This is a genomic window from Arthrobacter sp. zg-Y844 (genome assembly GCF_024385465.1).
Lineage (GTDB): Bacteria > Actinomycetota > Actinomycetes > Actinomycetales > Micrococcaceae > Arthrobacter_B.
This window is the reverse complement of the sequence record NZ_JANFLS010000002.1, coordinates 616,390-640,526: the sequence shown is the minus strand read 5'-3', so window position 1 is coordinate 640,526 and position 24,137 is coordinate 616,390. Positions and strand designations below refer to the sequence as shown.

At 66.5% G+C, this 24,137-nt stretch carries 22 protein-coding genes; 18 read left to right on the top strand and 4 right to left on the bottom strand.

All coding sequences use genetic code 11. The features are described from left to right. Nucleotides 1–4 precede the first annotated feature (4 nt). Together NNX35_RS09745 and NNX35_RS09740 are read right to left on the bottom strand one after the other, a co-directional pair. A complete protein-coding gene (locus NNX35_RS09745) occupies nt 5–1,060 on the bottom strand; it encodes a type I phosphomannose isomerase catalytic subunit (RefSeq protein WP_255867635.1) in 1,056 nt (351 codons plus the stop codon). Between the two features lie 205 nt (nt 1,061–1,265). Then, complete coding sequence (locus NNX35_RS09740; protein WP_255766026.1) at nt 1,266–1,760, bottom strand: hypothetical protein; 495 nt, start codon at nt 1,758–1,760, stop codon at nt 1,266–1,268. A gap of 131 nt (nt 1,761–1,891) precedes the next feature. Here NNX35_RS09740 and NNX35_RS09735 point away from each other — a divergent pair, with 131 nt between their 5' ends. The 3 genes from NNX35_RS09735 to NNX35_RS09725 all read left to right on the top strand — a co-directional run bounded on the left by NNX35_RS09735 (nt 1,892) and on the right by NNX35_RS09725 (nt 5,417). Beyond that, nucleotides 1,892–3,103: an MFS transporter gene (locus NNX35_RS09735; RefSeq protein WP_255867634.1), complete on the top strand. Its 1,212-nt coding sequence runs from the start codon at nt 1,892–1,894 to the stop codon at nt 3,101–3,103. A 66-nt stretch (nt 3,104–3,169) separates the two neighbouring features. Continuing rightward, entirely contained in the window at nt 3,170–4,210 is a 1,041-nt protein-coding gene (locus NNX35_RS09730; protein ID WP_255867633.1) for an NAD(P)-dependent alcohol dehydrogenase, read from the top strand. A 187-nt stretch (nt 4,211–4,397) separates the two neighbouring features. Continuing rightward, nucleotides 4,398–5,417 (top strand): DUF808 domain-containing protein, encoded by a 1,020-nt coding sequence (locus tag NNX35_RS09725; RefSeq protein ID WP_255766029.1) that lies wholly within the window; start codon nt 4,398–4,400, stop codon nt 5,415–5,417. Nucleotides 5,418–5,514: 97 nt separating this feature from the next. On the opposite strand, the gene NNX35_RS09720 is transcribed toward NNX35_RS09725, so the two are convergent. Further along, entirely contained in the window at nt 5,515–6,171 is a 657-nt protein-coding gene (locus NNX35_RS09720) for a dihydrofolate reductase family protein (protein ID WP_255867632.1), read from the bottom strand. A 433-nt stretch (nt 6,172–6,604) separates the two neighbouring features. Beyond that, nucleotides 6,605–7,249, bottom strand: coding sequence for a TIGR03085 family metal-binding protein (locus tag NNX35_RS09715; RefSeq protein WP_227922799.1), 645 nt, complete (start codon nt 7,247–7,249; stop codon nt 6,605–6,607). A gap of 101 nt (nt 7,250–7,350) precedes the next feature. On the opposite strand from NNX35_RS09715, the gene hisI reads away from it, so the two are divergent. The 15 genes from hisI (at nt 7,351) to NNX35_RS09640 (ending at nt 23,920) form a co-directional block, all read left to right on the top strand. Beyond that, a complete protein-coding gene (hisI, locus tag NNX35_RS09710) occupies nt 7,351–7,737 on the top strand; it encodes a phosphoribosyl-AMP cyclohydrolase (RefSeq protein ID WP_255766031.1) in 387 nt (128 codons plus the stop codon). Nucleotides 7,738–7,780: 43 nt separating this feature from the next. Continuing rightward, entirely contained in the window at nt 7,781–9,379 is a 1,599-nt protein-coding gene (locus tag NNX35_RS09705) for an anthranilate synthase component I (RefSeq protein WP_255867631.1), read from the top strand. Continuing rightward, the gene (locus NNX35_RS09700) at nt 9,376–10,038 is read left to right on the top strand and encodes a Trp biosynthesis-associated membrane protein (RefSeq protein ID WP_255867630.1); all 663 of its coding nucleotides are present in this window, start codon (nt 9,376–9,378) and stop codon (nt 10,036–10,038) included. The genes NNX35_RS09705 and NNX35_RS09700 overlap by 4 nt, the downstream gene beginning before the upstream one ends. Nucleotides 10,039–10,147: 109 nt before the next feature. After that, nucleotides 10,148–10,441: an HGxxPAAW family protein gene (locus NNX35_RS09695; RefSeq protein WP_227922063.1), complete on the top strand. Its 294-nt coding sequence runs from the start codon at nt 10,148–10,150 to the stop codon at nt 10,439–10,441. Further along, nucleotides 10,442–11,278: an indole-3-glycerol phosphate synthase TrpC gene (trpC, locus tag NNX35_RS09690; RefSeq protein WP_255867629.1), complete on the top strand. Its 837-nt coding sequence runs from the start codon at nt 10,442–10,444 to the stop codon at nt 11,276–11,278. Nucleotides 11,279–11,345: 67 nt separating this feature from the next. Then, nucleotides 11,346–12,704, top strand: a complete 1,359-nt coding sequence (trpB, locus tag NNX35_RS09685) for a tryptophan synthase subunit beta (protein ID WP_255766035.1) — start codon at nt 11,346–11,348, stop codon at nt 12,702–12,704. A gap of 11 nt (nt 12,705–12,715) precedes the next feature. Further along, nucleotides 12,716–13,510 carry a tryptophan synthase subunit alpha gene (gene trpA, locus NNX35_RS09680; protein WP_255863312.1) on the top strand — a complete coding sequence of 265 codons (795 nt, stop codon included), beginning with the start codon at nt 12,716–12,718 and terminating at the stop codon, nt 13,508–13,510. Then, nucleotides 13,507–14,541, top strand: coding sequence for a prolipoprotein diacylglyceryl transferase (gene lgt, locus NNX35_RS09675; protein WP_255766036.1), 1,035 nt, complete (start codon nt 13,507–13,509; stop codon nt 14,539–14,541). The genes trpA and lgt overlap by 4 nt, the downstream gene beginning before the upstream one ends. Nucleotides 14,542–14,804: 263 nt before the next feature. Further along, nucleotides 14,805–19,391: a glutamate synthase large subunit gene (gltB, locus tag NNX35_RS09670; protein WP_255867628.1), complete on the top strand. Its 4,587-nt coding sequence runs from the start codon at nt 14,805–14,807 to the stop codon at nt 19,389–19,391. Then, on the top strand, nt 19,384–20,841 hold the full coding sequence (locus tag NNX35_RS09665; RefSeq protein WP_255867627.1) for a glutamate synthase subunit beta: 1,458 nt from the start codon (nt 19,384–19,386) through the stop codon (nt 20,839–20,841). The genes gltB and NNX35_RS09665 overlap by 8 nt, the downstream gene beginning before the upstream one ends. Before the next feature lie 130 nt (nt 20,842–20,971). After that, nucleotides 20,972–21,454: a hypothetical protein gene (locus NNX35_RS09660; RefSeq protein WP_255863112.1), complete on the top strand. Its 483-nt coding sequence runs from the start codon at nt 20,972–20,974 to the stop codon at nt 21,452–21,454. 141 nt (nt 21,455–21,595) lie between these two features. Next, a complete protein-coding gene (locus NNX35_RS09655) occupies nt 21,596–21,949 on the top strand; it encodes a PadR family transcriptional regulator (protein ID WP_255867626.1) in 354 nt (117 codons plus the stop codon). Then, the gene (locus NNX35_RS09650) at nt 21,946–22,308 is read left to right on the top strand and encodes a DUF1048 domain-containing protein (RefSeq protein WP_255867625.1); all 363 of its coding nucleotides are present in this window, start codon (nt 21,946–21,948) and stop codon (nt 22,306–22,308) included. Before NNX35_RS09655 ends, NNX35_RS09650 begins: the two co-directional genes overlap by 4 nt. A 23-nt stretch (nt 22,309–22,331) precedes the next feature. Continuing rightward, entirely contained in the window at nt 22,332–23,159 is an 828-nt protein-coding gene (locus NNX35_RS09645) for an ABC transporter ATP-binding protein (protein WP_255867624.1), read from the top strand. Further along, nucleotides 23,156–23,920, top strand: a complete 765-nt coding sequence (locus NNX35_RS09640) for an ABC transporter permease (protein ID WP_255867623.1) — start codon at nt 23,156–23,158, stop codon at nt 23,918–23,920. Before NNX35_RS09645 ends, NNX35_RS09640 begins: the two co-directional genes overlap by 4 nt. Nucleotides 23,921–24,137 lie beyond the last annotated feature (217 nt).

Genomic DNA, 24,137 nt, shown 5'->3' with positions numbered 1-24,137 from the left:
GCAGCTAGCGTGTCGAGGCCACGAAGATCTGGGCCGGCCCCGTGAATGTGGCCGTCACGGGTTCCCCGGCGTACAGGATCTTCTCTTCGGGCTCCATGTCCGCCGTAACCTCATCCATGGTGATGGCAGCGGGTTCCATTGCAGCCAGCACCACGCTGAACGGCCCCAGACGGACGGGCTTTGGATCATCGCCCACGACCACCCGCCGCAGGTCCATGTCGTCGCTCCAGAGCGGAATGCGCTGCTCGCTGTCGCCGACGTCGAGCACGGGCAGGGGAGAAGGCTGCGGCTGTCCGTCCGCCGTTAGGAGCTGCAGTTCGCACAGGTCCACGTACCCGTTGGCCAGGCCGGCCTGCAGCGCATTATCGGAGGTGCCCATAACCAGCACTGCCTGGCCGGACAGATAGGTATGCAGGCACCCGGGGGGGATTACGGCTGCCTGCCCGGGTTCCAGCTCAATCAACTTCATGCAGACAGCCAGCAGGATGCCCCGGTCGTGGGGGAAAAGCTGCTGCAGCCGACGTACGACGGTGGCCGCCTCGGCGGCCGGTCCTTCAACGTTCCGGGCCCGGTCCACAGCGTTGGCTGTTTCCCGCAGTGCAGCTGCGGTTTCCCCTGCCGACATGCGCAGTACGGAGTGGATGACGGTCTCATGGCGGAAGCGGAGGTACGAACCCAGCCAGGGCAGTTCCAGCCCCGAAGCGATGGCCCGTAGTTCTTCCATTGGCCGTTCCCCGGCAAGCACGCGCAGGGGCGTGAGGGCTACGGCCACCTCACACTTCGGGTTGCGGTCCTTATAGTTACGGTTTCGGGCGCCCAGCGGCACGCCCCGGGCCTGTTCCCGAACGAAACCCGCCAGTGCCTGCTCCCAGTGCGGGTGCAGCATGATCGGCGGCGGAACAACGGCGTCCAAGACGCAGAGGCGGAAGGGAAACGGAGAGCCGGTTCCGGCTTCCGGATGGGGGACTTCGACCGGCCGATCCCCGGCGAACCGCTCCAGTGTTTGCCGGTAGGTCGAGGGGTCCCAGTCAATCAGCAGGCCGCGGGAGGACAGCGGCAAAAGCCGGCGAGCGGGTCCTACGGACCGTGACAGGGAAGAATCAGTACGCGCGAGGGTCACTTACATCACCAGAATGGGACAAAGACGAAGCTATTGGGGGGACCGGAGGGTCCGACCGGTACACAACCAGTCTTTTAATTGTAGGCATTCCTGCCGCAGACTCGAATTGACCCTGATCGCCGTTATCAGGCAGGGCTAACCGCTCCTACGCCCGCGCCTGGACGAGGTTGGCGAAGGGCAGCCTGCCGTAAACCCGTCGGAACTCCGCCTGGTACTCGGCGAGGGCCGGGTTGAGCGCGTCGGGCGGCAGTTCCTTCCACGCCACCAGAAGATCCTCTGCATCGAGCAGCTGCCAAATCAGCCGACCGTCCCAGTGCCCCGGCGGCTTTCCCCTGCCGAAGTCCACGAATTCGGAGATCTGCCGTCGCAGACCGCGGTTGCCCTGGCTGCCGGCGCTGGCCTTGCCGAGAAACAGCACGTCGGCATCCGCCACCCATTCGACGGCGAGCTCATCCCGGGACAGGGTTGGCTTCTTCTTTTTGAACACCCCGGCCGTGCTTTCCTTGAGGAACCGCGGTTCGAACCCCTCGGGCCGAAGTACGGCGAAAATGCCCTGACGCTGCGGGATCCGGTTGATGTCCAGACCGTCGATGGGGCGGAAACCGGTGAAGCCGTCATCCTTGAGTGATTTCTTGTTCAACGGGTTCGGGTTCCTAGCAGTGAAGTGGGGCGGGTGCCCACCAATGATATCCGGACGCCCCGGCTGTCGCACTCGGTAACCTTCGTGTTCACAGGCCACAATGGGTCCTGTTACTCCACGAAGGGATAAGCGTGCGCTCCACCGCCGGGCCGGGTCTGCTGTTTGTGCTGGTCTGCGCCATGGGCGCCGGCCCGATGATGAACTACGGACTCTCCGCCACCAGCACGCTGATCATGGCGGACCTGCGGATCAGCGATGCACAGTTCGGACTTCTGGCCGCGACCTGTTTCGCCGGGGCAGCGGTGTCCTCCATGTGGCTGGGCCGGTTGAGCGACCGGATCAGCGCCCGCTCCCAACTGCTGATCATCTTCGGCGGCACCGCACTGGCCCTGGGCTTCGCCGCGTTGTCCGGCAACTACCTGTGGCTGCTGGCCGCCGTCCTGCTCTCCGGCCCCGCCCAGGCCATCTCCAACCCCACCACCAACCGCATCATCATCCACGCCGTCGAACCCGGCAAACGGCCCGGCTGGATGGGGATCAAGCAGTCCGGCGTACAGGCCAGCCAGCTGTTCTCCAGTCTCTTCTTCCCGGCAGCCGCCCTTGTCGCCGGGTGGCGCGGAGCCGCCGTCGGCGCCGTCGCGGTCCTGCTCCTCCTGCTGGCCTACGCGTGGTTCCGGCTGCCGTCCGAACCACGGCTCCCGGCACCGCGGGAGCCCGGGCAGCCCGCGGACCGGAAGTTCCCGGCGTCGGTCTGGCTGCTGGCCGCGTTTGCGCTGTTTTCCGGTGCGGGCATGCAGGCAACCAACGTCTACCTGCCCCTGTTCGCCCAGCGGGAGATCGGATTCTCGCTGCTGATGGGCGGCGTCACCGCGGCGGTGGCCGGCGTCGTCGGCGTGACCTCCCGGGTGCTCTGGGGCCGGCGGATGGCCGACGGCGTCCGCGCCTCCACCCTGCTGCTGATCCTCGCTGCCGGGGCGGTCTGCGGCGCAGCCCTGCTCCTTGCCGCCGGACAGACCGGAGTGCCGCTGCTGCTGTGGTCCGGCGTCGTCTTCCACGGCGCCTCCGTACTGGGCGTGAACGTGGTGGTGATGGCCGGCGTGCTGCGCGAGGTTCCCCGGGAACGGGTGGGCGCGGCGTCCGGGGCCGTCTCGCTGGGCATGTACTCCGGTTTCGCGCTGGGGCCGCTGGCCATGGGCCTGCTGCTGCAATACTCCGGCGGCTTCCTCGCCGGGTGGCTGTCCATCGGCGCGGCCTACCTGGTCTGCGGCAGCATCGGTCTGGCGTACCGGCGGCTGGGCTCGAAGCGGGCCGGATCCGCCGCCGTCGGAACGCCGCGGAAATAAACGACGCCGGATCGGACTTGTGCTTTAAGTGCCCTATGGCACTGTTCCCCCACAGCTTGGAGAAATATGACAACCGCACGCGCCTACGCAGCCACCTCCGCCACCGATCCGCTGGTCCCCACCACGATCGAACGCCGCGAGGTCGGCCCGCATGACGTCCTCATCGACATTGCCTATGCCGGTGTCTGCCACTCGGACATCCACACTGTCCGCGGCGAATGGGGACCCATCGCGTACCCGCAGGTCGTCGGGCACGAAATCGTGGGAACCGTGGCCGAGGTCGGCTCCGACGTCACCGCGCACAAGGTCGGCGACCGCGTGGGCGTGGGCTGCATGGTCAACTCCTGCGGCGAATGCGAAAACTGCCGGGCCGGCATGGAGAACTACTGCCTGAACGGCAACGTCGGTACCTACGCCAGCAAGGACCGCGACGGCACCATCACCCAGGGCGGCTACGCCACCTCCGTCGTCGTGAATGACGGCTTCGTGCTCCGCGTTCCGGAAAGCATTCCGTATGAAGCAGCCGCTCCACTGCTCTGCGCAGGCATCACCACCTACTCGCCCCTCGCCCACTGGAACGCAGGGCCGGGCAAGCGGGTCGCCGTCGTCGGCATGGGCGGACTCGGCCACATGGCCGTCAAGATCGCCGTCGCGATGGGCGCCGAGGTCACCGTGCTGTCCCAGACGCTGAGCAAGCAGGAAGACGGCCTGCGTTTCGGTGCCGAGCACTACTACGCCACCAGCGATGAGAGCACGTTCGAGAAGCTCGCGAACACGTTCGACCTGATCATCAACACGGTCAGCGCCCCGATCGACCTGCAGCAGTACCTGTCCCTGCTGCGCCTGGACGGCACCATGGTCAGCGTGGGTGCTCCGCCCGAGGCACTGCCCATCTCGGTCTTCACCCTGATGAGCAAGCGCCGCTCCTACGCGGCCTCCAACATCGGCGGCATCAGCGAAACCCAGGAAATGCTGGACTTCTGCGCCGAGCACAACATTGCTCCGGAGATCGAGCTGATCAAGGCCGAGGAAATCAACACCGCGTACGAGCGTGTGCTGAAGTCCGACGTCCGCTACCGGTTCGTCATTGATGCGGCGACTATCTAGTTCGTAGCTGTTTCTGTCGGCAAGGGCGCTCTACCGTTTGGTGGGGCGCCTTTGCTGTTGCCCGGCGGCTTGGTCCCTGTACTAAGGGGCCTTCCCATCCCGCCTATAATTGCATCATGCCAATTCTGCGTCTCGAGGGCGCCACCTACGAACAACCGCCCGTCCCGCACCAGCATGGAGCCGCACTGTGAGCGGCGGGCTCGTTGCCCTGCTGGACGACGTCGCTGCGCTGGCACGGATAGCCGCCGCCTCGGTGGACGACATCGCGGCAGGAGCGGCGAAAGCGGGAGCCAAGGCGGCCGGCGTCGTCATCGATGATGCCGCCGTGACGCCGCAGTACGTGTCCGGTGCGGACCCGTCCCGTGAACTGCCGATGATCAAGCGCATCTTCTGGGGCTCGCTCCGGAACAAGCTTCTGTTCATCCTGCCGGCACTGCTGTTGATCAGCGCTTTCATTCCAGTCATCATCCCGTTCATTCTCATGCTGGGAGGCACGTACCTCTGCTACGAGGGTGCGGAGAAGGTCTGGCACAAGTTCTTCGGCCATCATGAGGACAAGGAGGCGCCGGCGGTAGAGCGAGGGCCCGACGCCGAGTCCAAGGTAGTCAAGGGAGCCATCACCACGGACTTCATCCTGTCCTGCGAGATCATGGTGATCTCGATGAACGAGGTCGGCGACGCGTCCATCTGGGTCCGGGCGATCATCCTCGTTGTTGTGGCTATTGCCATCACGATCCTCGTCTACGGGGCCGTTGGGCTGATCGTTAAGATGGACGACATTGGCCTGCACCTGGCCAAGAAGGAATCAGCAGGATCCCAGCGTGTCGGCGGGCTCCTGGTTCGGGGCATGCCTGCCGTACTGGCGGCCATCACCTTCGTGGGAACCATCGCCATGCTCTGGGTAGGCGGACACATCATGCTGGTCGGTGTTTCCGACCTTGGCTGGCATGCACCGTATGACCTGGTCCATGCGCTGGAACACCCCGTGGCAGGCCTTGCCGTGGTGGGAGGATTCCTCGGCTGGCTCGTGAACACGCTCTGCTCAGCCGTCGTCGGACTGGTCTGGGGCCTGGTTGTCATGGCGATTCTGCACCCGCTGAAAAAGGTGCTGCCCTTCGGTAAGAAGGACGGACATAACGAAGGTGATACCCGGGCGGCAGCAGCCGGGCACAGCCCGGAGAAGCCGGACGCCGATCCCGCCGGCTAACCTCGGCTCCGATCTCAAAGGGGCGGCCCCCTCACTAAGGGGGCCGCCCCTTTTGCATGCCTGCGGGCCTCTCGGCCCAGGAGCAGATCATGCAGTGTCAGGATCGCCCCCCGCGCCGGAACGTGACATGCGTGGTGCCGCTCGGCGCCGTTTCAGCGGTGACCTGGCAATCCGCCTCCAGACCGCGAAGGTCATCCCACAACCGCACGCCGCGGCCCAGGATGATGGGGGCGATGCCAACGTGGAGATCATCGACGAGACCGGCCCGAAGAAAGTCGCGCACGGTCGAAGCGCCGCCGCCGACCCGCACGTCTCCGCCGCCGGCGACCGCCGTGGCTGTATCCAGCGCCTCCTCGGGTGTTGCCGTGAGGAACTCGAAGGTGGTGCCTCCTGCCATTTCGAGCGACTGCCGCGGCTCGTGCGTCAGCACATAGACCGGAACATGGAAGGGTGGGTCCTCGCCCCACCATCCGCGCCAGTCCGGGTCATCAGGGTTCGCATGCAGCCCGAACATGCCTGCGCCCATGATCTCCGCGCCAATGTCTTCGAAGTAGCGCTCGGCATAACGATCGTCGACGCCGGTGGTTCCACCTCCGCTTTCGTCGTGCAGCACCCGCTGGCGGAAGGTGCGGGTGGCAGCATACGCGGCGGTGAGGCGCCCCCAGTCGTCGCCGAACGGGTTCTCCGGAGTCTGGTCCGTTGTTGTGGCGAAGCCGTCGAGTGAGATATTGAGGTCAACGCGGACACGGCTCATAGCTATCTCCTCGGGGTGAGGGCAAGACGACGCCGGACAACGGCGCCTGAGCGCAGCACCGGACACGCTTCTGGGCGGCAGTTCGGCACACCCCCAAGATCGGAAAGGGCAGGCCGGCTGTCAATATCGGTCCCCAAATATCAATGCCCGGGCGGACGTTCTCCATGACAAGCCGCCGGGCATCGATGCCTTCCCAGATGGGTGTTCACCGTTGGTTGTACAGATGACGGCCTTATCCGGGCGTCTTCACCGTTGGTTGTACAGATAACGGGCTTATCGGCGCGGAATGGGCCCATTATCTGTACAACGAACTCGTAGCCACAGGCGCCTGACCTGCCGCCAGCGGATTCGGCACCGCGTCGCCAAATGGTCAGCCTGGCGGCGTAGAAATCCCGCGTGGAAATCCAGCGCAGCAACCCGGCGCAGGGGAGGGCTAAAGCCCGATTTCCGCGCTCTCCAGCAGGGCGACGGCGTCCGGCTGGCCCTCGTACATCACCAGGGCGTGGCCGGTACGGCCGTGGGCGTGCAGCAGCAGCTCACAGGGTTCGCCGACAATCGCCACGGACACCGGAGCACGCTTGGCCACATGCCGGGGGCCGTCCGGACGGACCAGCACAATGCCCAGGTCCACGCCGCGGTACAGGATGGCGGCGCGCTTGATCAGTTCGGCCCAGAGAGCGTCGGAATAGTCGGAATCCAGGGCGCGCGGCGCCCAGCGGTCCGAGGCACGCCGAATGTCCTCCGTGTGCACAAAGTACTCACTCAGGTTGGCGCTGTTGTCCACGGATTTCAGGTGCATGGGGGAGAGGCGGGGCGGGCCGGCACGGAAGGCGCGGACCAGTTTGGCGTAACTCTCCGTGGTGGACGCCTTCTGCGCAGTTTCCTCCAACGCCTTGTCCGCGCGTGCGGCAAGGGGCTTGATGAACGTGCCCAGGGCAGCACTCATCCGGTGCTCGCGCAGATAGAGGTGAGCTGCGAGCTCCTTGGTCTGCCACCCCTCGCAAAGCGTGGGTGCATTGGGCCCGGCTGCAAGCAGCGTCTCGGCCAGGACTTCACGGGACGGATCAACAAAATGCATCACTGCTGAAACTAGCATGGAACCCGGTCTTTCGCCGGGGCTGCAGCCCCAAAAGAACGTGTTGAGCGGCGTTTTTCCGCCGGGCAGTAGAATCGGTAGCGATGCTTCCCACACCTTCCCCCCAGAATCCGCCGGCTTCCCTCGATCCCGGGCTCAGCGCGTCATTGAAGCGCGACGACGCCGGGCTGGTGGCCGCCGTCATCCAGCAGTACGACACGAACCAGGTCCTGATGCTCGGCTGGATGGATGACGAAGCCCTGCACCGCACCCTGACCTCGGGCCGGGTGACCTTCTGGTCCCGCTCCCGGCAGGAGTACTGGCGCAAGGGGGACACCTCCGGACACGTGCAGTGGGTGAAGTCCGTAGCCGTTGACTGCGACGGCGACGCCCTGCTGATCCGCGTGGACCAGGTGGGGGCGGCCTGCCACACCGGTACCCGCACCTGCTTCGACGGCCGTGAGCTGCCCGCCGTCGTCGGCGCCGCATAAACCCGCTCCACCCATCGCTTAGGGAAGAAGTAGGAACACCACCATGCAGGATCTAGGAGCCATCCGCCCCACCCTGGAAGAATTCCGGGCCCTGGCCGCCGACCGCCGGGTGATTCCCGTGCGCCTGACGGTCCTGGCGGACGCACACACCCCCATCGGCATCTACCGCAAGCTCACCAACGGCGAGGCCGGTACCTTCCTGATGGAATCGGCCGCGTCCGGCGGCGTCTGGTCCCGGTACTCCTTCATTGGCGCCCGGTCCCGCGCCACCCTGACCACGCTGGACGGCAAGGCGCACTGGCTCGGCGAACCGCCCGCCGGTGTCCCCGTCGACGGCAGCCCGGTCGAGGCCCTGGCCCGCACCGTGGAGCTGCTCGCCACCGACCGTTTCGCCGAGCTGCCCCCGTTTACCTCGGGCATGGTCGGCTTTGTCGGCTGGGAAACCGTACGGCACTGGGAGAAACTGCCCAACCCGCCGGCGGATGACCTGGACCTGCCCGAGATCGCGATGAACCTGGTCTCGGACATGGCCATCCACGACAACAGCGACGGCACCGTCACGCTGGTGGCCAACGCCATCAACTTCGACGGCTCCGACGAACGCGTGGACGAAGCGTGGCACGACGCCGTGGCCCGCGTCCGCTCGATGCTCGGCCGGCTCGCCGCACCCACCCCGCAGGCCGTTTCCGTGCTGGCGCCGGGAACCGTCGTCGATATCGCCGCCAACGTGAAGGAAAGCTGGCCCAAGCCCGAATACACCCGGGCGGTGGAGCGCGGCAAGCAGGCCATTGTGGACGGCGAAGTCTTCCAGGTGGTCATCTCGCGCCGCTTCGAGGCCGAATGCCGGGCCGAGGCGCTGGACGTCTACCGGGTGCTGCGCACCACCAACCCCAGCCCGTATATGTACCTGTTCAATTTCGAGGACGCCCACGGCACCCCGTTCAATGTGGTGGGCTCCTCCCCGGAAGCGCTCGTCACCGTAACCGGCCGCGACGTCATCACGCACCCGATTGCCGGCTCCCGGCCCCGCGGCAAGACCTCCGAACTGGACCGGGCACTGGCCGAGGAACTGCTGGAAGACGAGAAGGAACGGGCCGAACACCTGATGCTGGTGGACCTGGCCCGCAACGACCTGTCCAAGGTCTGCCGCCCCGGCAGCATAGACGTCACCCAGTTCATGGAAGTGGAGCGGTTCAGCCACATCATGCACCTGGTCTCCACCGTCGTCGGCCGGCTCGCAGACGCGTCCACCGCCTATGACGTGCTGGCCGCGACCTTCCCGGCCGGAACGCTGTCCGGCGCGCCGAAGCCCCGCGCCCTGCGACTGCTGGACGAAGTGGAACCGCACCGCCGCGGCATTTACGGCGGCGTCGTTGGCTACCTCGACTTCGCCGGAGATATGGACATGGCCATCGCCATCCGCTCCGCGCTGCTGCGCGACGGCAAGGCGTACGTCCAGGCCGGCGGCGGCATCGTCAACGACTCGGACCTCGAAGCCGAAGCGCAGGAAACCGTCAACAAGGCGGCCGCTCCGCTGCGGGCCGCCCTCCTCGCCGGATCGCTGGAGACCGTTGCGGCACCTCCCGCCGGAAACGACGCCGGCACTCCCGCCGGAACCATCGCACAGGAAGCAGACAAGTGAGCACCACCACCCCGCGCTGGCAGCGCAAGGGCATCGTCATCATGGTGACCGTCCTGCTGGCGGCACTGGCCTTCGGCACCACCACCCGCACCTGGCTGAACGTCACCCTGCCCGCCGCGAACGTCGTGACCCCCGACGTCGCCGTCTCGGGCAGCGATGCCGCCACCGCCGTCACCGCGTTTGCCGTGGTGGGCGTGGCCGCCGCCCTCGCGGCAGGAATCGCCGGGCGGATTGCCCGCTGGATCATCGCCGTCATCATCGTAGTTTCCGGCGTGGGAGTGGCCGTAGCCACCTCGGCGATCATCGCCGACCCCCTGCAGGGGGCGGCAGGTGCCATCGGCAAGGCCATCGGCGTCAGCTCCGCCGAGGGCACACAGGTGGAACTGACCCCCATGCCCTACGCCGCGCTGGTCATCGGCATCCTCATTGCCCTCGCAGGTATCTGGCTGGCCCTCGCGGGCCGGCACTGGACGACGTCGCGGCGTTACGCGCCCACGGCGGAACCGGACGGCGGCGCGGCTCCGGATGCCGATGCAGCCGGCACCGGAACCAGCCCGGAGGTACGTCACCCCAAGGACGCCGCGGCAGGCCCGCCCGTCGATGAAATCGACAGCTGGGACCGGCTCACGCGGGGCGAGGACCCGACCGACCCCAAGTAGGTTTCCCCCACAGCCACCGGATTGCGCCGAACACCGGCGCAATATGTGAAAGGGTTTCCGCCCAGTAATGGCAGAATGGAAACCAGATTCGTTAACGAGGAGATTCATCATGAGCACAAGCAGCACCGAACAGCACCTGGGAGCCGGCCAGGAAAACGAGGGCGAAAGCCACGCCAGCATCCACGATGAAACCATCGGGCACGGCAACACCCCCGCAGCCTGGACCTGCGTGCTGATTATGATCATCGGCGCCGCTGTGTCCTCCGTTGCCTACATCATGGCCAGCTTCGTCGGCTTCTTCGCCGGCATCGCCGTCATGCTGATCGGCCTGCTGGTCGGCTTCATCATGCGCAAGGCAGGCTACGGCGTCAACGGATCGAAGCTGAAGAACAGCAGCCACTGAGTGAGCGTTCTCGATGACATCATTGCCGGCGTTCGGGAAGACCTTTCCGAACGCCGGCAAAGTGTCTCGCTCGAACAGGTCCGTGAGCAGGCGCTGCAGGCACCGGCCCCGCTGGACGCCTACGCAGCACTGGGCGGCAACGCTCAACCGCGGACCGAACTGCGGGTTGTCGCCGAGGTCAAGCGCAGCAGCCCCTCCAAGGGCGAACTGGCGGACATCGCCGACCCCGCTTCCCTCGCCGCAGCCTATGAGCGCGGGGGAGCGGCCGTCATCAGCGTCCTCACCGAACAGCGCCGGTTCCGCGGATCCCTGGCGGACCTGGATGCGGTGCGCGCCGCCGCCGGCATCCCCGTGCTGCGCAAGGACTTCACCGTCGATGAGTACCAGATCTGGGAAGCCCGTGCCCACGGCGCGGACCTGATCCTGCTCATCGTTGCGGCGCTGGAGGACGCGCAGCTGCGCCGCTTCCTGGACCTCACGCACGAGCTGGGCATGAACGCCCTCGTCGAGACCCACACCGCCGAAGAAGTGGACCGGGCCCTGGCCCTGGGTGCACGGATCATCGGCATCAATGTGCGCAACCTGAAAACCCTGGACGTCGACCGTTCGGTGTTCGCCTCCCTGGCCGGCAGCATACCCGCCGGTCCCGTGGTGATTGCCGAATCCGGCGTCCGTGACGCTGCCGACGTCGAGCACTACGCTTCCAGCGGAGCCAACGCCGTGCTGGTGGGCGAAGCCCTCGTGAAGCACGCGTCCCCGGCCGAAACCATCGGCGAGTTCACCGCCGTCGGCGCCAAGGCGATTGCCGCCCGCGCCCGGCACCACGGTGAAAGCTGACCCATAGCACCAACTCCCTGTCCGGGCAGGAACGGCCCGGGCTCAAGCAGGACAGGACACAAAGCTCATGATCGGGAAGTCGGAACAGGCTCAGGCAGCCGGTGCTGCCGCAGAAACCGGAACCGGAAGCGTTACGGAGGCCTTCCTGAACGGGGGAGTCTCCTCCCTGCGGCACGCGCCCGGTCCGTACTTCGGCGAGTACGGCGGCCGTTGGATGCCCGAGTCCCTGATCGCGGCCCTGGACGAGCTGGAAGACACCTTCGAGAAGGCCAAGGCCGATCCCGAGTTCACCGCCCAGGTGGCGGACCTGAACAAGAACTACTCCGGCCGCCCGTCCCTGCTCACCGAGGCCAAACGCTTCTCGGAGCACGCCGGCGGAGTGCGGATCTTCCTCAAGCGCGAAGACCTCAACCACACCGGATCCCACAAGATCAACAACGTCCTGGGCCAGGCCCTGCTGGCCAAGCGGATGGGCAAGACCCGCGTCATCGCGGAAACCGGTGCCGGCCAGCACGGCGTGGCCAGCGCCACCGCCGCAGCACTGCTCGGCCTGGAGTGCGTGGTCTACATGGGCGCCGAGGACTGCCGCCGCCAGGCACTGAACGTGGCCCGGATGGAACTGCTCGGTGCGAAGGTCATCCCGGTGACCAACGGCTCCCAGACACTGAAGGACGCCATCAACGAGGCGCTGCGGGACTGGGTCGCGAACGTTGACAGCACCCATTACCTGCTGGGCACCGCCGCGGGGGCGCACCCCTTCCCGGCCATGGTCCGCTACTTCCACGAAGTCATCGGCGAAGAGGCCCGCGCCCAGATGCTGGAGCAGGCCGGCCGGCTGCCGGACGCGGTGTGCGCCTGCATCGGCGGCGGTTCCAACGCCATCGGTATCTTCCACGGCTTCCTGGACGATCCCGAAGTGAAGATCTACGGCTTCGAGGCCGGCGGCGACGGCGTTGAAACCGGCCGCCACGCCGCCACCATCACCCTGGGCCGGCCCGGCGTGCTGCACGGCGCCCGTTCCTACCTCATGCAGGACGACGACGGCCAGACGGTTGAATCGCACTCCATCTCGGCCGGCCTGGACTACCCGGGCGTCGGACCCGAGCATGCCCACCTGGCCGACATCGGGCGGGTCAGCTACGAGCCGATCACCGATGCCGAAGCCATGGATGCCTTCCAGCTGCTCTGCCGCACCGAGGGCATCATCCCCGCGATCGAGTCCGCGCACGCCCTGGCCGGCGCCATCAAGGTCGGCCGGCGGCTCGCCGAGGAGGCCGGCTCCGACGGAAATGTTTCCGAGAAGATTGTCCTGGTGAACCTTTCCGGACGCGGGGACAAGGACGTGGCCACCGCCGCCGAATGGTTCAACCTGCTGGACGAGCGCTCAGCCGAAGCCGAAATCGGCAAAGAAGGGGAACAGCTTTGAGCACCGAGGTAATGCAGAGCAAGTCCGCGGCCGCGATTGACCGGGCCGCAGCCCAGGGGCGTGCCGCGCTTATCGGCTACCTGCCGGCCGGCTTCCCCACCGTGGAAGCCACCATCGCCGCAGGCATCGCCCTGGCGGAAAACGGTGCGGACCTGATCGAAATCGGCATTCCGTATTCCGATCCGGTGATGGACGGCCACGTCATCCAGGCCGCTACCACCCAGGCGCTGGCGGACGGATTCCGCGTGGCGCAGGTGTTCGACGTCGTTGCCGGCATCACCGCAGCCACCGACGCCGCCGTGCTTGTGATGACCTACTGGAACCCGGTGGTCCGGATGGGTGTGGATGAGTTCTCCCGCCGCCTGGCCGAAGCCGGGGGAGCAGGGCTGATCACCCCGGACCTGGTCCCGGATGAAGCCTCCGAATGGCTCGAAGCGTCGGACAAGTACGGCCTGGACCGGGTGTTCCTGGTTGCCCCGTCCTCCACTGAAGCCCGGATGAAGAGCACGGTGGCCGCCAGCCGCGGCTTCGTCTACGCCGTTTCGATCATGGGCGTCACCGGTGCCCGCGACAGTGTCAGCGACGCCGCCCAGAGCGTGGTCAGCGCCGCCCGCGCCGCCGGCGCCCAGCGCGTCTGCGTAGGCCTGGGTGTCTCCCGTGCCGAACACGTGCGTGAAATCGGTGCCTATGCCGACGGCGTCATCGTGGGCACCGCCCTGGTGGCCGCCCTGCGCGACGGCGGCACGGACGCCGTCGCCGCCCTTACCCGTGACCTCAGTACCGGAGCCCCGAAGGCCAGCAAATGAACCCGATGTCCGTGTACGCCAGCATTCCCAGCCCGCCTGCCGATTTCAGCAGTTTCTCGCTGGGCCCGCTGACCATCCACGCGTACGCGCTGTGCATCCTGGCCGGCATCCTGCTCGCCCTGTGGATGACGTCCGTGCGCTGGAAACGGCGCGGACTGCCGGAAGACGCGGTCTGGGACATCTCGATCTGGGCCATCCCGTTCGGCATCATCGGCGGACGGCTGTACCACGTGGTCTCCTCACCGGACGCGTATTTTGGTCCGGACGGCGACCTGTCCCTCATTCCGCAGATCTGGCTGGGCGGACTGGGCATCTGGGGCGCGGTGGCACTGGGTGCCGTGGGCGCCTGGATCGGCTGCCGCCGTGCGGGCATCAAGCTCTCCACGTTCGCCGACGTCGGTGCCCCCGGCCTGCTGCTGGCCCAGGCCGTGGGCCGCTGGGGCAACTGGTTCAACCAGGAACTCTTCGGCTCCGAAACGGACGCGCCCTGGGGCCTGGAAATCGACGCCGACAACGCCAACTTCCCCGACGGCGCCGCCCCCGGCACCACGTTCCACCCCACGTTCCTTTACGAGTCCCTCTGGAACCTGGCCGGCGTCGCCCTGCTCCTGCTGCTTGACCGCCGCTTCCGGCTCCGCGGCGGCCGCCTGTTCTGGATCTACGCGGCCTTCTACACTGCCGGACGGCTCTGGATCGAGCTCCTGCGCATTGACGACGCCGAAATGATTACGCTGCTCGGCGTCACACAACGCCTCAATGTGTGGACCAGCCTGCTGATCCTTGTCGCCTCCATCGCGATGTTCATTTACCTGACTTTCAAGGCCCGCAAGGGCGGGGAGGGCTCGCTTTACCTGCCGGGCCACGAACCCGCACCTCAGGGCGGTATTCCCGCCGCGGATAACGAGAAAGAAACAGAAGCCGGGAATGCGGAATCGGCATCAGCCGAACGCCCCGTGCGTGCTAATCTCGCAGAGACAAAAACCGAGGAGTCCCTTCCTCACCGGTCCAAGGACAACGGACCTTCTGCCTGACCCTTCGGGTTACCCTCGAAGGCGCTGCAGGCGGAGCCACATTGACGTGGCGCCAGGCGGCTGCAGCACCGGGACACCCCTCCGGAAAAGCGGCGGTTAACGGCACCAGGGATTCCCAGTAAAAACCGGATCAGTTTCGGGGTTTACCGGGGTGAAGTGAGCCGTAAAATCAATCAACGCCGCGGAGCATCCCCTCATGGATTTCCGCAGGGGCCAGCGCTGTCCCCTCCCAACGCTCTACAAGGGGGAAGGACTCACTTCTTATGACTGATTCCCTGTCTGCTTTTCCGAACACGGTGGTGTCACCGTTCACCCGTTTCGCCGCGCTCCCGGAGGATTCCGGCCTGTACCGCGCCGAGAATGAAAAGGACGCCTGCGGCCTGGCCGTCATTGCCACCCTGCAGGGAGAGCCCACCCACGGAATTGTCGACGCCGCCCTGGCCGCCCTGCGCAACCTTGAGCACCGCGGTGCCGTGGGCGCCGATGAAGGTACCGGCGACGGCGCCGGCCTCCTGACCCAGGTCCCGGACGAATTCTTCCGCGCAGTAGTGGACTTTGAACTTCCCGCGGCCGGAGGCTACGCCGTCGGCACCGCTTTCCTGCCCACCGAGGACCGCGAGCAGCTGACCGCACGCGCCGGCGTCGAGCTCATTGCAGCCAGCGAGGGCCTGCGGGTGCTGGGCTGGCGCGAGGTGCCCATCGTGGCCGAACTCGTGGGAGCCATGTCCCGGGCCTGCATGCCGCACTTCGTCCAGGTGTTCCTGGCCCCGGAAGAGGGGATCGGAACCGAGGACCTGGACGCCCGGGCCTTCCGCGTTCGGAAGCGTTCGCAGAACAAGTTCGGCGTGTACTTCCCCTCGCTGTCCTCTCGGACCATGGTCTACAAGGGCATGGTGACCACCGCGCAGCTGGAACCGTTCTTCCCGGACCTGTCCGATCCGCGGTTCAAGACCCGGCTGGGCATTGTCCACTCCCGCTTCTCCACCAACACGTTCCCGTCCTGGCCACTGGCCCAGCCGTTCCGCGCCATCGCGCACAACGGCGAGATCAACACGGTCAAGGGCAACCGGAACTGGATGCGTGCCCGGCAGTCGCAGATGAAGAACCCGCTGCTCGGGCAGACCCCGGAAGAGCTCTTCCCCATCTGCACCCCCGGCGCTTCGGACTCCGCGTCCTTCGACGAGGTGGCCGAACTGCTGATGCTCTCCGGCCGGCCCATCACCCACGCGATCATGATGATGATCCCGGAGGCCTGGGAGAACCACGCAACCATGGACCCGGCCCGCCGGGCGTTCTACCAGTACCACTCCATGCTGATGGAACCGTGGGACGGTCCCGCCGCCGTGTCCTTCACCGACGGCGTGCTGGTAGGTGCGGTGCTGGACCGCAACGGACTGCGTCCCGCCCGCTACTGGGTGACCGACGACGGCCTGGTGGTCCTGGCCTCCGAGGTGGGCGTGGTGGACATCGACCCTGCCAAGGTGGTCCGCAAGGGCCGCGTCTCGCCGGGCAAGATGTTCCTGGTGGACACCGCCGAGGGCCGGCTGATCGAAGACGACGAGATCAAGGCCGAGGTTGCCGCCGCCAACCCGTGGGCGGAATGGGTGAAGGAAAACCAGGTCCGCCTGGAGGAACTGCCCGAACGCGAGCACGTGCTGCACACCAAGGCCTCCATCAACCGCCGGCAGCGGACCTTCGGCTACACGGTGGAGGAACTGCGGATCCTGCTGGGTCCGATGGCCCGCACCGCCGCCGAACCGCTGGGGGCCATGGGCTCCGACACCCCCATCGCCGTGCTCTCCAAGCGGCCGCGGCTGCTCTTCGATTACTTTGTGCAGTCCTTTGCCCAGGTCACCAACCCGCCGCTGGATTCCATCCGCGAGGAACTGGTCACCTCCCTGCAGGCCTCGATTGGCCCCAACGGAAACCTGCTCTCCCTGAAGCAGGTGAAAACCAGCCAGGTTGCGCTGAAGTTCCCGGTGATCAACAACGACGAGCTCGCCAAGATCGCCAATCTCACCGACGACGACGACCGGATAGCGCTGAAGGTCCGCGGCCTCTACCGTCCCGAAGGCGGCGAAGCCGAACTGCGGGCAAGGATCAGCGAGATCTGCGAGAAGGTTTCCGGTGCAGTGAACCGCGGTGTGCAGTACATCGTGCTCTCGGACCGGGATTCCAATGCCCAGTGGGCGCCCATCCCGTCCCTGCTGCTGCTCTCCGCAGTCCACAACCACCTGCTCAAGAGCGCCAACCGCACAAAGATCTCCCTGCTGGTGGAGGCCGGTGACGTCCGAGAGGTCCACCACGTGGCCCTGCTGATCGGCTACGGCGCCTCCGCGGTGAACCCGTACCTGGCCATGGAAAGCTGCGAGGAGCTGGTCCGCAACGGCGACATCACCGGTGTCACCGGCGAAGAGGCCGTCGCCAACCTGATCAAGGGCCTGGGCAAGGGCGTCCTGAAGATCATGTCCAAGATGGGCATTTCCACCGTCGCGTCCTACTGCGGCGCGCAGACCTTCGAGGCGCTCGGCCTGGGCCAGGAACTGGTGGACGAATTCTTCCACGGCACCCAAACCCAGCTCGGCGGCGTCGGCCTGGACGTGATCGCCGCCGAAGCCGCTGCCCGGCACGCCGAGGCGTACCCGAGCGACGGCGTGGAGGAACCGCACCGCGCCCTGGACAACGGCGGCGAATACCAGTGGCGCCGCGAAGGACCGCCGCACCTGTTCAACCCGGAGACGGTCTTCCGGCTGCAGCACGCCACCCGCGAACGCCGGTATGACGTGTTCAAGGCCTACACCCACGGCGTGAACGACCAGTCCAAGAACCTCATGACGCTGCGCGGGCTGCTGGACTTCCGCACCGGGGACCGCACACCCGTGCCGCTGGACGAGGTGGAGCCCGTCTCCAGCATCGTGAAGCGCTTCTCCACCGGTGCCATGAGCTACGGGTCCATCTCCCAGGAAGCGCATGAAACGCTGGCCATCGCGATGAACCGCCTGGGTGCCAAATCCAACACCGGCGAGGGCGGCGAAGACCCGGAACGGCTGCTGGATCCGGAGCGCAGCTCGGCCATCAAGCAGGTGGCTTCCGGCCGGTTCGGCGTCACCAGCCTGTACCTGACCAATGCGCAGGACATCCAGATCAAGATGGCCCAGGGCGCCAAGCCCGGCGAGGGCGGCCAGCTGATGGCGCAGAAGGTCTACCCGTGGGTGGCCCGCACCCGCCACTCGACGCCCGGCGTCGGGCTGATCTCCCCGCCGCCGCACCACGACATCTACTCCATCGAGGACCTCGCCCAGCTGATCTATGACCTGAAGCGCTCCAACCCGAGCGCCCGGGTACACGTGAAGCTGGTATCCGAAGCCGGGATCGGCACCGTGGCGGCCGGCGTGACCAAGGCGAAGGCCGACGTCGTGCTGGTCTCCGGGCACGACGGCGGCACGGGCGCCTCGCCGCTGAACTCGCTCAAGCACGCCGGGGCTCCCTGGGAACTCGGGCTGGCAGAAACGCAGCAGACCCTGATGCTCAACGGCCTGCGGGACCGGGTGGTGGTCCAGGTGGACGGCCAGCTCAAGACCGGCCGCGACGTCGTGATGGCGGCGCTGCTGGGCGGCGAGGAATTCGGCTTCGCCACCGCACCGCTGGTGGTCTCAGGCTGCGTGATGATGCGCGTCTGCCACCTGGATACCTGTCCGGTGGGAGTGGCAACGCAGAACCCGGAACTTCGGGCCCGGTTCAGCGGCAAGCCGGAGTTCGTGGTGAACTTCTTCGAGTTCATTGCCGAGGAAATCCGCGAAATCCTTGCCGAGCTCGGGTTCCGAACCCTCGAGGAGGCCATTGGCCGCACCGAGCTGCTGGACACCCAGGCCGCGATCGACCACTGGAAGGCCGACGGCCTGGACCTGGAACCGATCCTTCGGGGACCCGAGGTGGATCCCGGCGCGCCGCTGCGGAACATGGTGCAGCAGAACCATGAACTCGATCTGCACTTCGACAATAAGCTCATCGAGATGAGCGCCGACGCTTTGCAGAACCGGGCGCCGGTGCGGATTGCGCTGGACGTAGTCAACACCGACCGGTCCGTGGGCACCATGCTCGGGCACACCGTCACCAAGACCTTCGGCGTGGACACCCTGGCTCCGGACACCATCGACATCACCCTCACCGGGCAGGCCGGGCAGTCGCTCGGCGCGTTCCTGCCCGCCGGGATCACGCTGCGGCTGTTCGGCGACTCGAACGACTACGTGGGCAAGGGCCTGTCCGGCGGCCGGATCATCGTCCGCCCGGACCGCGGCAACGTCTTCGCGGCCGAACGCAACGTCATTGCCGGCAACGTGATCGGCTACGGCGCCACCAGCGGCGAGATGTTCCTCAGCGGCCAGGTGGGCGAACGCTTCCTGGTGCGCAACTCCGGGGCCACCGCCGTCGTCGAAGGCATCGGTGACCACGGCTGTGAGTACATGACCGGCGGGCAGGCCCTGATCCTGGGGCCCACGGGCCGGAACTTCGGCGCGGGTATGTCCGGCGGCACCGCGTTTGTGGTGGATCTGGAATCCGCCCGCGTCAACAAGGAGTCCCTGGAGCGCGGCGAGCTGCTGCTCGATGCCCCGGACGCCGAGGACGTCGACATCATCCGCGGGCTGCTGGTCCGGCACCTGGAGGAGACCGGCTCCGACCTGGCCCAGAAGATGCTGGAGAGCTTCGAGGACACGGTTTCCCGCATTACCAAGGTGCTGCCGCGGGACTACGCGGCAGTGCTCGGCGCCCGCGCCTCCGCCGCCGAAGCGGGACTCGATCCCGACGGCGCCGAGGCCTGGAACAAGATTTTGGAGGTTACCGGTGGCTGATCCACGCGGATTCTTGAAGGTACGGGAGCGGGAAACCCAGCCGCGGCGTCCGGTGCCGGTGCGCATCATGGACTACAAGGAAGTCTACGAGGCGCAGGAAAAGGGCGTGCTGCGGGCCCAGGCGGGACGCTGCATGGACTGCGGCATCCCGTTCTGCCACCAGGGCTGCCCGCTGGGCAACCTCATTCCCGAGTGGAATGACCTAACGTGGCGGGACAAGGGTGCCGAGGCCATTGAACGGCTGCACGCCACGAACAACTTCCCGGAGTTCACCGGCCGGCTCTGCCCGGCCCCCTGCGAGGCCTCCTGCGTGCTGGGCATCAACCAGCCGCCGGTCACCATCAAGCAGGTGGAGGTCTCCATCATCGACGAAGCCTGGGGCGAGGGCTGGGTTACCCCGCATCCGCCGGAGCGGCTGACCGACCGCACCATCGCCGTCGTCGGCTCCGGCCCCGCCGGGCTGGCCGCCGCGCAGCAGCTCACCCGGGCCGGGCACACCGTGGCCGTGTATGAGCGGGATGACCGGATCGGCGGGCTGCTGCGCTACGGGATCCCGGATTTCAAGATGGAGAAAATCCAGGTAGACCGCCGGCTGGAACAGATGCGCGCCGAAGGCACCCGCTTCCGCACCGGCGTCGAAGTGGGCAGGGACATCAGCTGGGAGCAGCTGCGCCGCCGCTACGACGCCGTGGTGATCGCCACCGGCGCCACCGTGCCCCGCGACCTGCCCATCCCGGGCCGGGAGCTGTCCGGTGTGCACTTCGCCATGGACTACCTGGTGCAGTCCAACCGTGCCGTGGCCGGGGATAACGTCAAGAACCAGATCAGCGCCGAGGGCAAGCACGTGGTGATCCTCGGCGGCGGAGACACCGGTGCCGACTGTCTGGGCACCGCGCACCGCCAGCAGGCCGCGTCGGTGACCACCCTGGCGATCGGCCAGCAGCCGCCCGCCGAGCGCGCCGCGCACCAGCCGTGGCCGATGTACCCCACGCTGTTCGAGATGGCCAGCGCCCACGAGGAAGGCGGGGAACGCACGTTCCTGGCATCCACCGTGGAGTTCGTGGGGGAGGACGGGAGGCTTACCGGCGTGAAGGTGGCCGAGACGGAATTCGTAGACGGCCGACGGCTGCCGAAGGCCGGCACCGAGCGGATTATTCCGGCGGACCTGGTCTTCCTGTCCCTGGGCTTCACCGGGCCGGAGCCGGCCGGCCTGGCCGAGCAGGTCTCCGCGGAGTTTGATGACCGGGGCAACGTGGCCCGCGACGGCTACTACATGACCGGAACCCCGGGAGTCTTCGCCGCCGGCGACGCCGGGCGCGGGCAGTCCCTGATTGTCTGGGCCATCGCGGAGGGACGGGCCGCCGCGGCCGCCGTTGACCAGTGGCTGATGGGCTCCACCCGGCTGCCCGCACCGGTGGCGCCGACCGACCGCGCCATCACCGTGCTGTAGAAACCGCGTAACCAAAGCAGGCGTCGGAGACTCGTCCGGCGCCTGCTTTTGTTGCGCCGTGCCTGCCGCGAAGTCGGGTAGGGTGTCGGTGCACACATACACAAGCACACTTATGTTGGGGGACAGGAAAATGGGGACTGCCATTGCATCGCTGGTCATCGGGGCGGTGGTCACCTTCGGGATCGCCGTGCTCGTGATCTATCTGAGGAAGCTCGGCCAACTGAAACGGCACCCGGCGCGCCCCCGGATGGAGGTCCGCTTCAGCCCCAAGGGCCTCGTCGGATTGGCGCTGCTCGTTGGAGCGATGCTGCTGGCAGTCTGCTTGGGCCTGTTCCTGGTGGTCTACCGGGACCTGCCCATCTACGCAGTGACGTTCTCGCTCATATTGCTGGCCGGCACGGCACGTCCCGTCTATCTTTCCAAGGCAGGACTGCCCTTCGTGGTGGTCGGGATCGGGGAAGAGCTGAACCCCAAGCCGGTTCCCGCGCCGGCTTACGGGGGAGCGACGGCGCCGGTCTACGGGGGAGCGGCCGCGCCGCCCCAGTATCCGGGATTCGCCAATGCCCCGGCCGGTTTCACCCCTCCGCCGCCCCCGGCCCCGCACCAGCAGTAGGTAAGTACCGTTTCACTAAAAGCCCGGAGATCACTTAGTTGATCTCCGGGCTTTTTCTTTGCCGAAGCTCCTTGCCCCGACAGTACTTAGTGTTACTGTGTACTGGTAGCTAGCAACACTAGGTAGATAGGCGCAACATCCATGGGCAAGCAGATGACGGAGATGCTCAAGGGGACCCTCGAAGGCATCATCCTGGGGATCCTCGCCGTTTCACCCGCCTACGGCTACGACATCACGGCCAGGCTGCGTGAGCAGGGCTTCACCGAGATTGCCGAGGGAACCGTCTATGCGCTCCTGGTCCGGATCGAGAAACGCGGACTCGTCGACGTCGAGAAGGTTCCGTCGGAAAAGGGGCCTCCGCGGAAGGTCTATACCTTGAACACCCGGGGCTCCGAGTACCTCGATGAGTTCTGGGGAACCTGGAGCTTTCTGGCTTCCCGGATTGAACAGTTCCAGCAGCACGCCCTGAACCCGCACGAAGGAGACCCATCATGACCGCCAAATGGATAGAGCTGGTCACGGGACCGCTGGAGGAAAAGAGGCGCTGGCGCCGGTTCAAGCAGCGCAAGGAACAGCTGCCCGCCGGATACCGCAGGGCCATGGACGGGCTCGAACGCTACTTCATGTACGCGGCACCGATTGCGAAGGGTGATGTTTACGTCCAGATGCTCGAGGACCTTGTTGATCTGGTGGAGCGTGCCGCTGTTGACGGCACTCCGGTCCGCAGCATTGTCGGAGAGGATCCGGTGGAGTTCGCGGAGGCCTTCATGGCGAATTACGCGGACGGCCAGTGGATCGACAAGGAGCGCAGGCGCCTTATCGAGACCATCGACCGGTCCGACGAAGAGGTATAAAAACACCGGATTGGAGACCGGATATGCATACCGACCAAACCCTCGAACCCGCCATCCGGGTACAGGGCATCGAGAAGTCCTTTCGGGATCTGCAGGTGTTGTCCGGCGTTGACTTTGAGGTGAATGCCGGCAGTATCTTCGCCCTGCTGGGCTCCAACGGAGCGGGCAAGACAACGCTGGTGCGAATCCTTTCAACGCTGCTGAAGGCCGACGCCGGCACCGCAGCGGTGGACGGGCACGACGTCGCAGCCCACCCGGGTGAAGTGCGACGATCGATCAGCCTGACCGGCCAATTTACTGCCATTGATGAAGTGCTGACAGGCCGCGAGAACCTGGTCCTCATCGCGAAGCTCCGCCACCGGAAGAATCCGGGCGCGGTAGCGGATGACATGCTGGCCCGTTTTGCGCTCACCGACGCGGGGAGCCGGAAGGCGGGGGCGTACTCCGGCGGTATGCGCCGCCGGCTCGATATCGCCATGAGCCTGGTCGGGGATCCGAAAATCATCTTCCTCGACGAGCCGACGGCGGGCCTGGATCCGCAGGCACGCAACGAGGTATGGCAGACCATCCGGGAGCTTGCCGACGGCGGCACGACGGTGCTGCTCACCACGCAGTACCTCGACGAGGCGGAGCAGCTTGCGGACCGGATCGGGATCCTGCACCGGGGCGTCATCATCCAAAACGGAACCCTGGTTGAACTGCAGCAGCTCCTTCCGCCGGCAAAGGCCGAATACATCACTAAACAGCCGTCCCTCGAGGACGTCTTCCTCGCCCTCACCGGCGATACCGGTGACGGCACCGCGCCGAAGGAGGGACTTCCCCCGGCGCAGCAGAAAGAGGGAAACCGATGACCACCCAGACGTTTCATGACACTGCCGCCCTCACGGGACGCTCCCTGCGCCACGTCCTCCGCAGCCCGGACACGATCATTACGACGGCGGTTACGCCGGTCGCACTGATGCTGATGTTTGTGTACGTGTTCGGCGGAGCAATCAGCACCGGATCGGGGGAGTCCTACATCAACTACACGCTGCCCGGCATCCTGCTGATCACGGTTGCCTCCGGCGTGGCCTACACCGCCTACCGGTTGTTCCTCGACCGGCAGGGAGGAATCTTCGAACGCTTCCAGTCCATGCCCATTGCCCGCTCGGGTGTGCTCTGGGCACACGTCCTTACCTCCGTGACCGCCAACCTGGCCTCGCTCGTGCTCGTTGTCGGCGTGGCCCTGATTGCGGGCTTCCGCTCCGGTGCGTCGCCGGCTGCGTGGCTCGCCGTCGTCGGGATCCTCGTCTTGTTCACCCTTGCCCTGACGTGGCTGGCCGTGATCGCCGGGCTGGGCGCAAAGACAGTGGAGGGCGCGAGTGCGTTCAGTTACCCGCTGATTTTCCTGCCGTTCATCAGCTCGGCATTTGTGCCCACCAGCACCATGCCCGGCCCGGTGGCGTGGTTTGCCGAGAACCAGCCAGTGACTTCCATCGTGGACACCCTCCGGGCATTGCTTGCCCGGGAGCCCGTCGGCAGCGATTTCTGGGTCGCGCTTCTCTGGCTGGCCGGCATCCTGGGTGTGGGCTACGCCGTCGCGACAGCCGTCTACCGGCGTCGGGTGGGCTGAACCGGGCGGGACGCCTGCACAGATTCCCATTCTCCTGGAACGTTTTCCAGCTGCCCCTAGGTCGGAGCCGCTCGATATACCCGCTTTATGGGAATCTGTGCACGCACTTCCTCTGGCGGCGGGGCAAAAAGCCGCCTACCACGGCTTCCGAGGTGCAGGATCCGGGTGGCCACGCGGCCCGCTCCCATGCGCAAACTGGCAAGGGAGACTAGGCTAG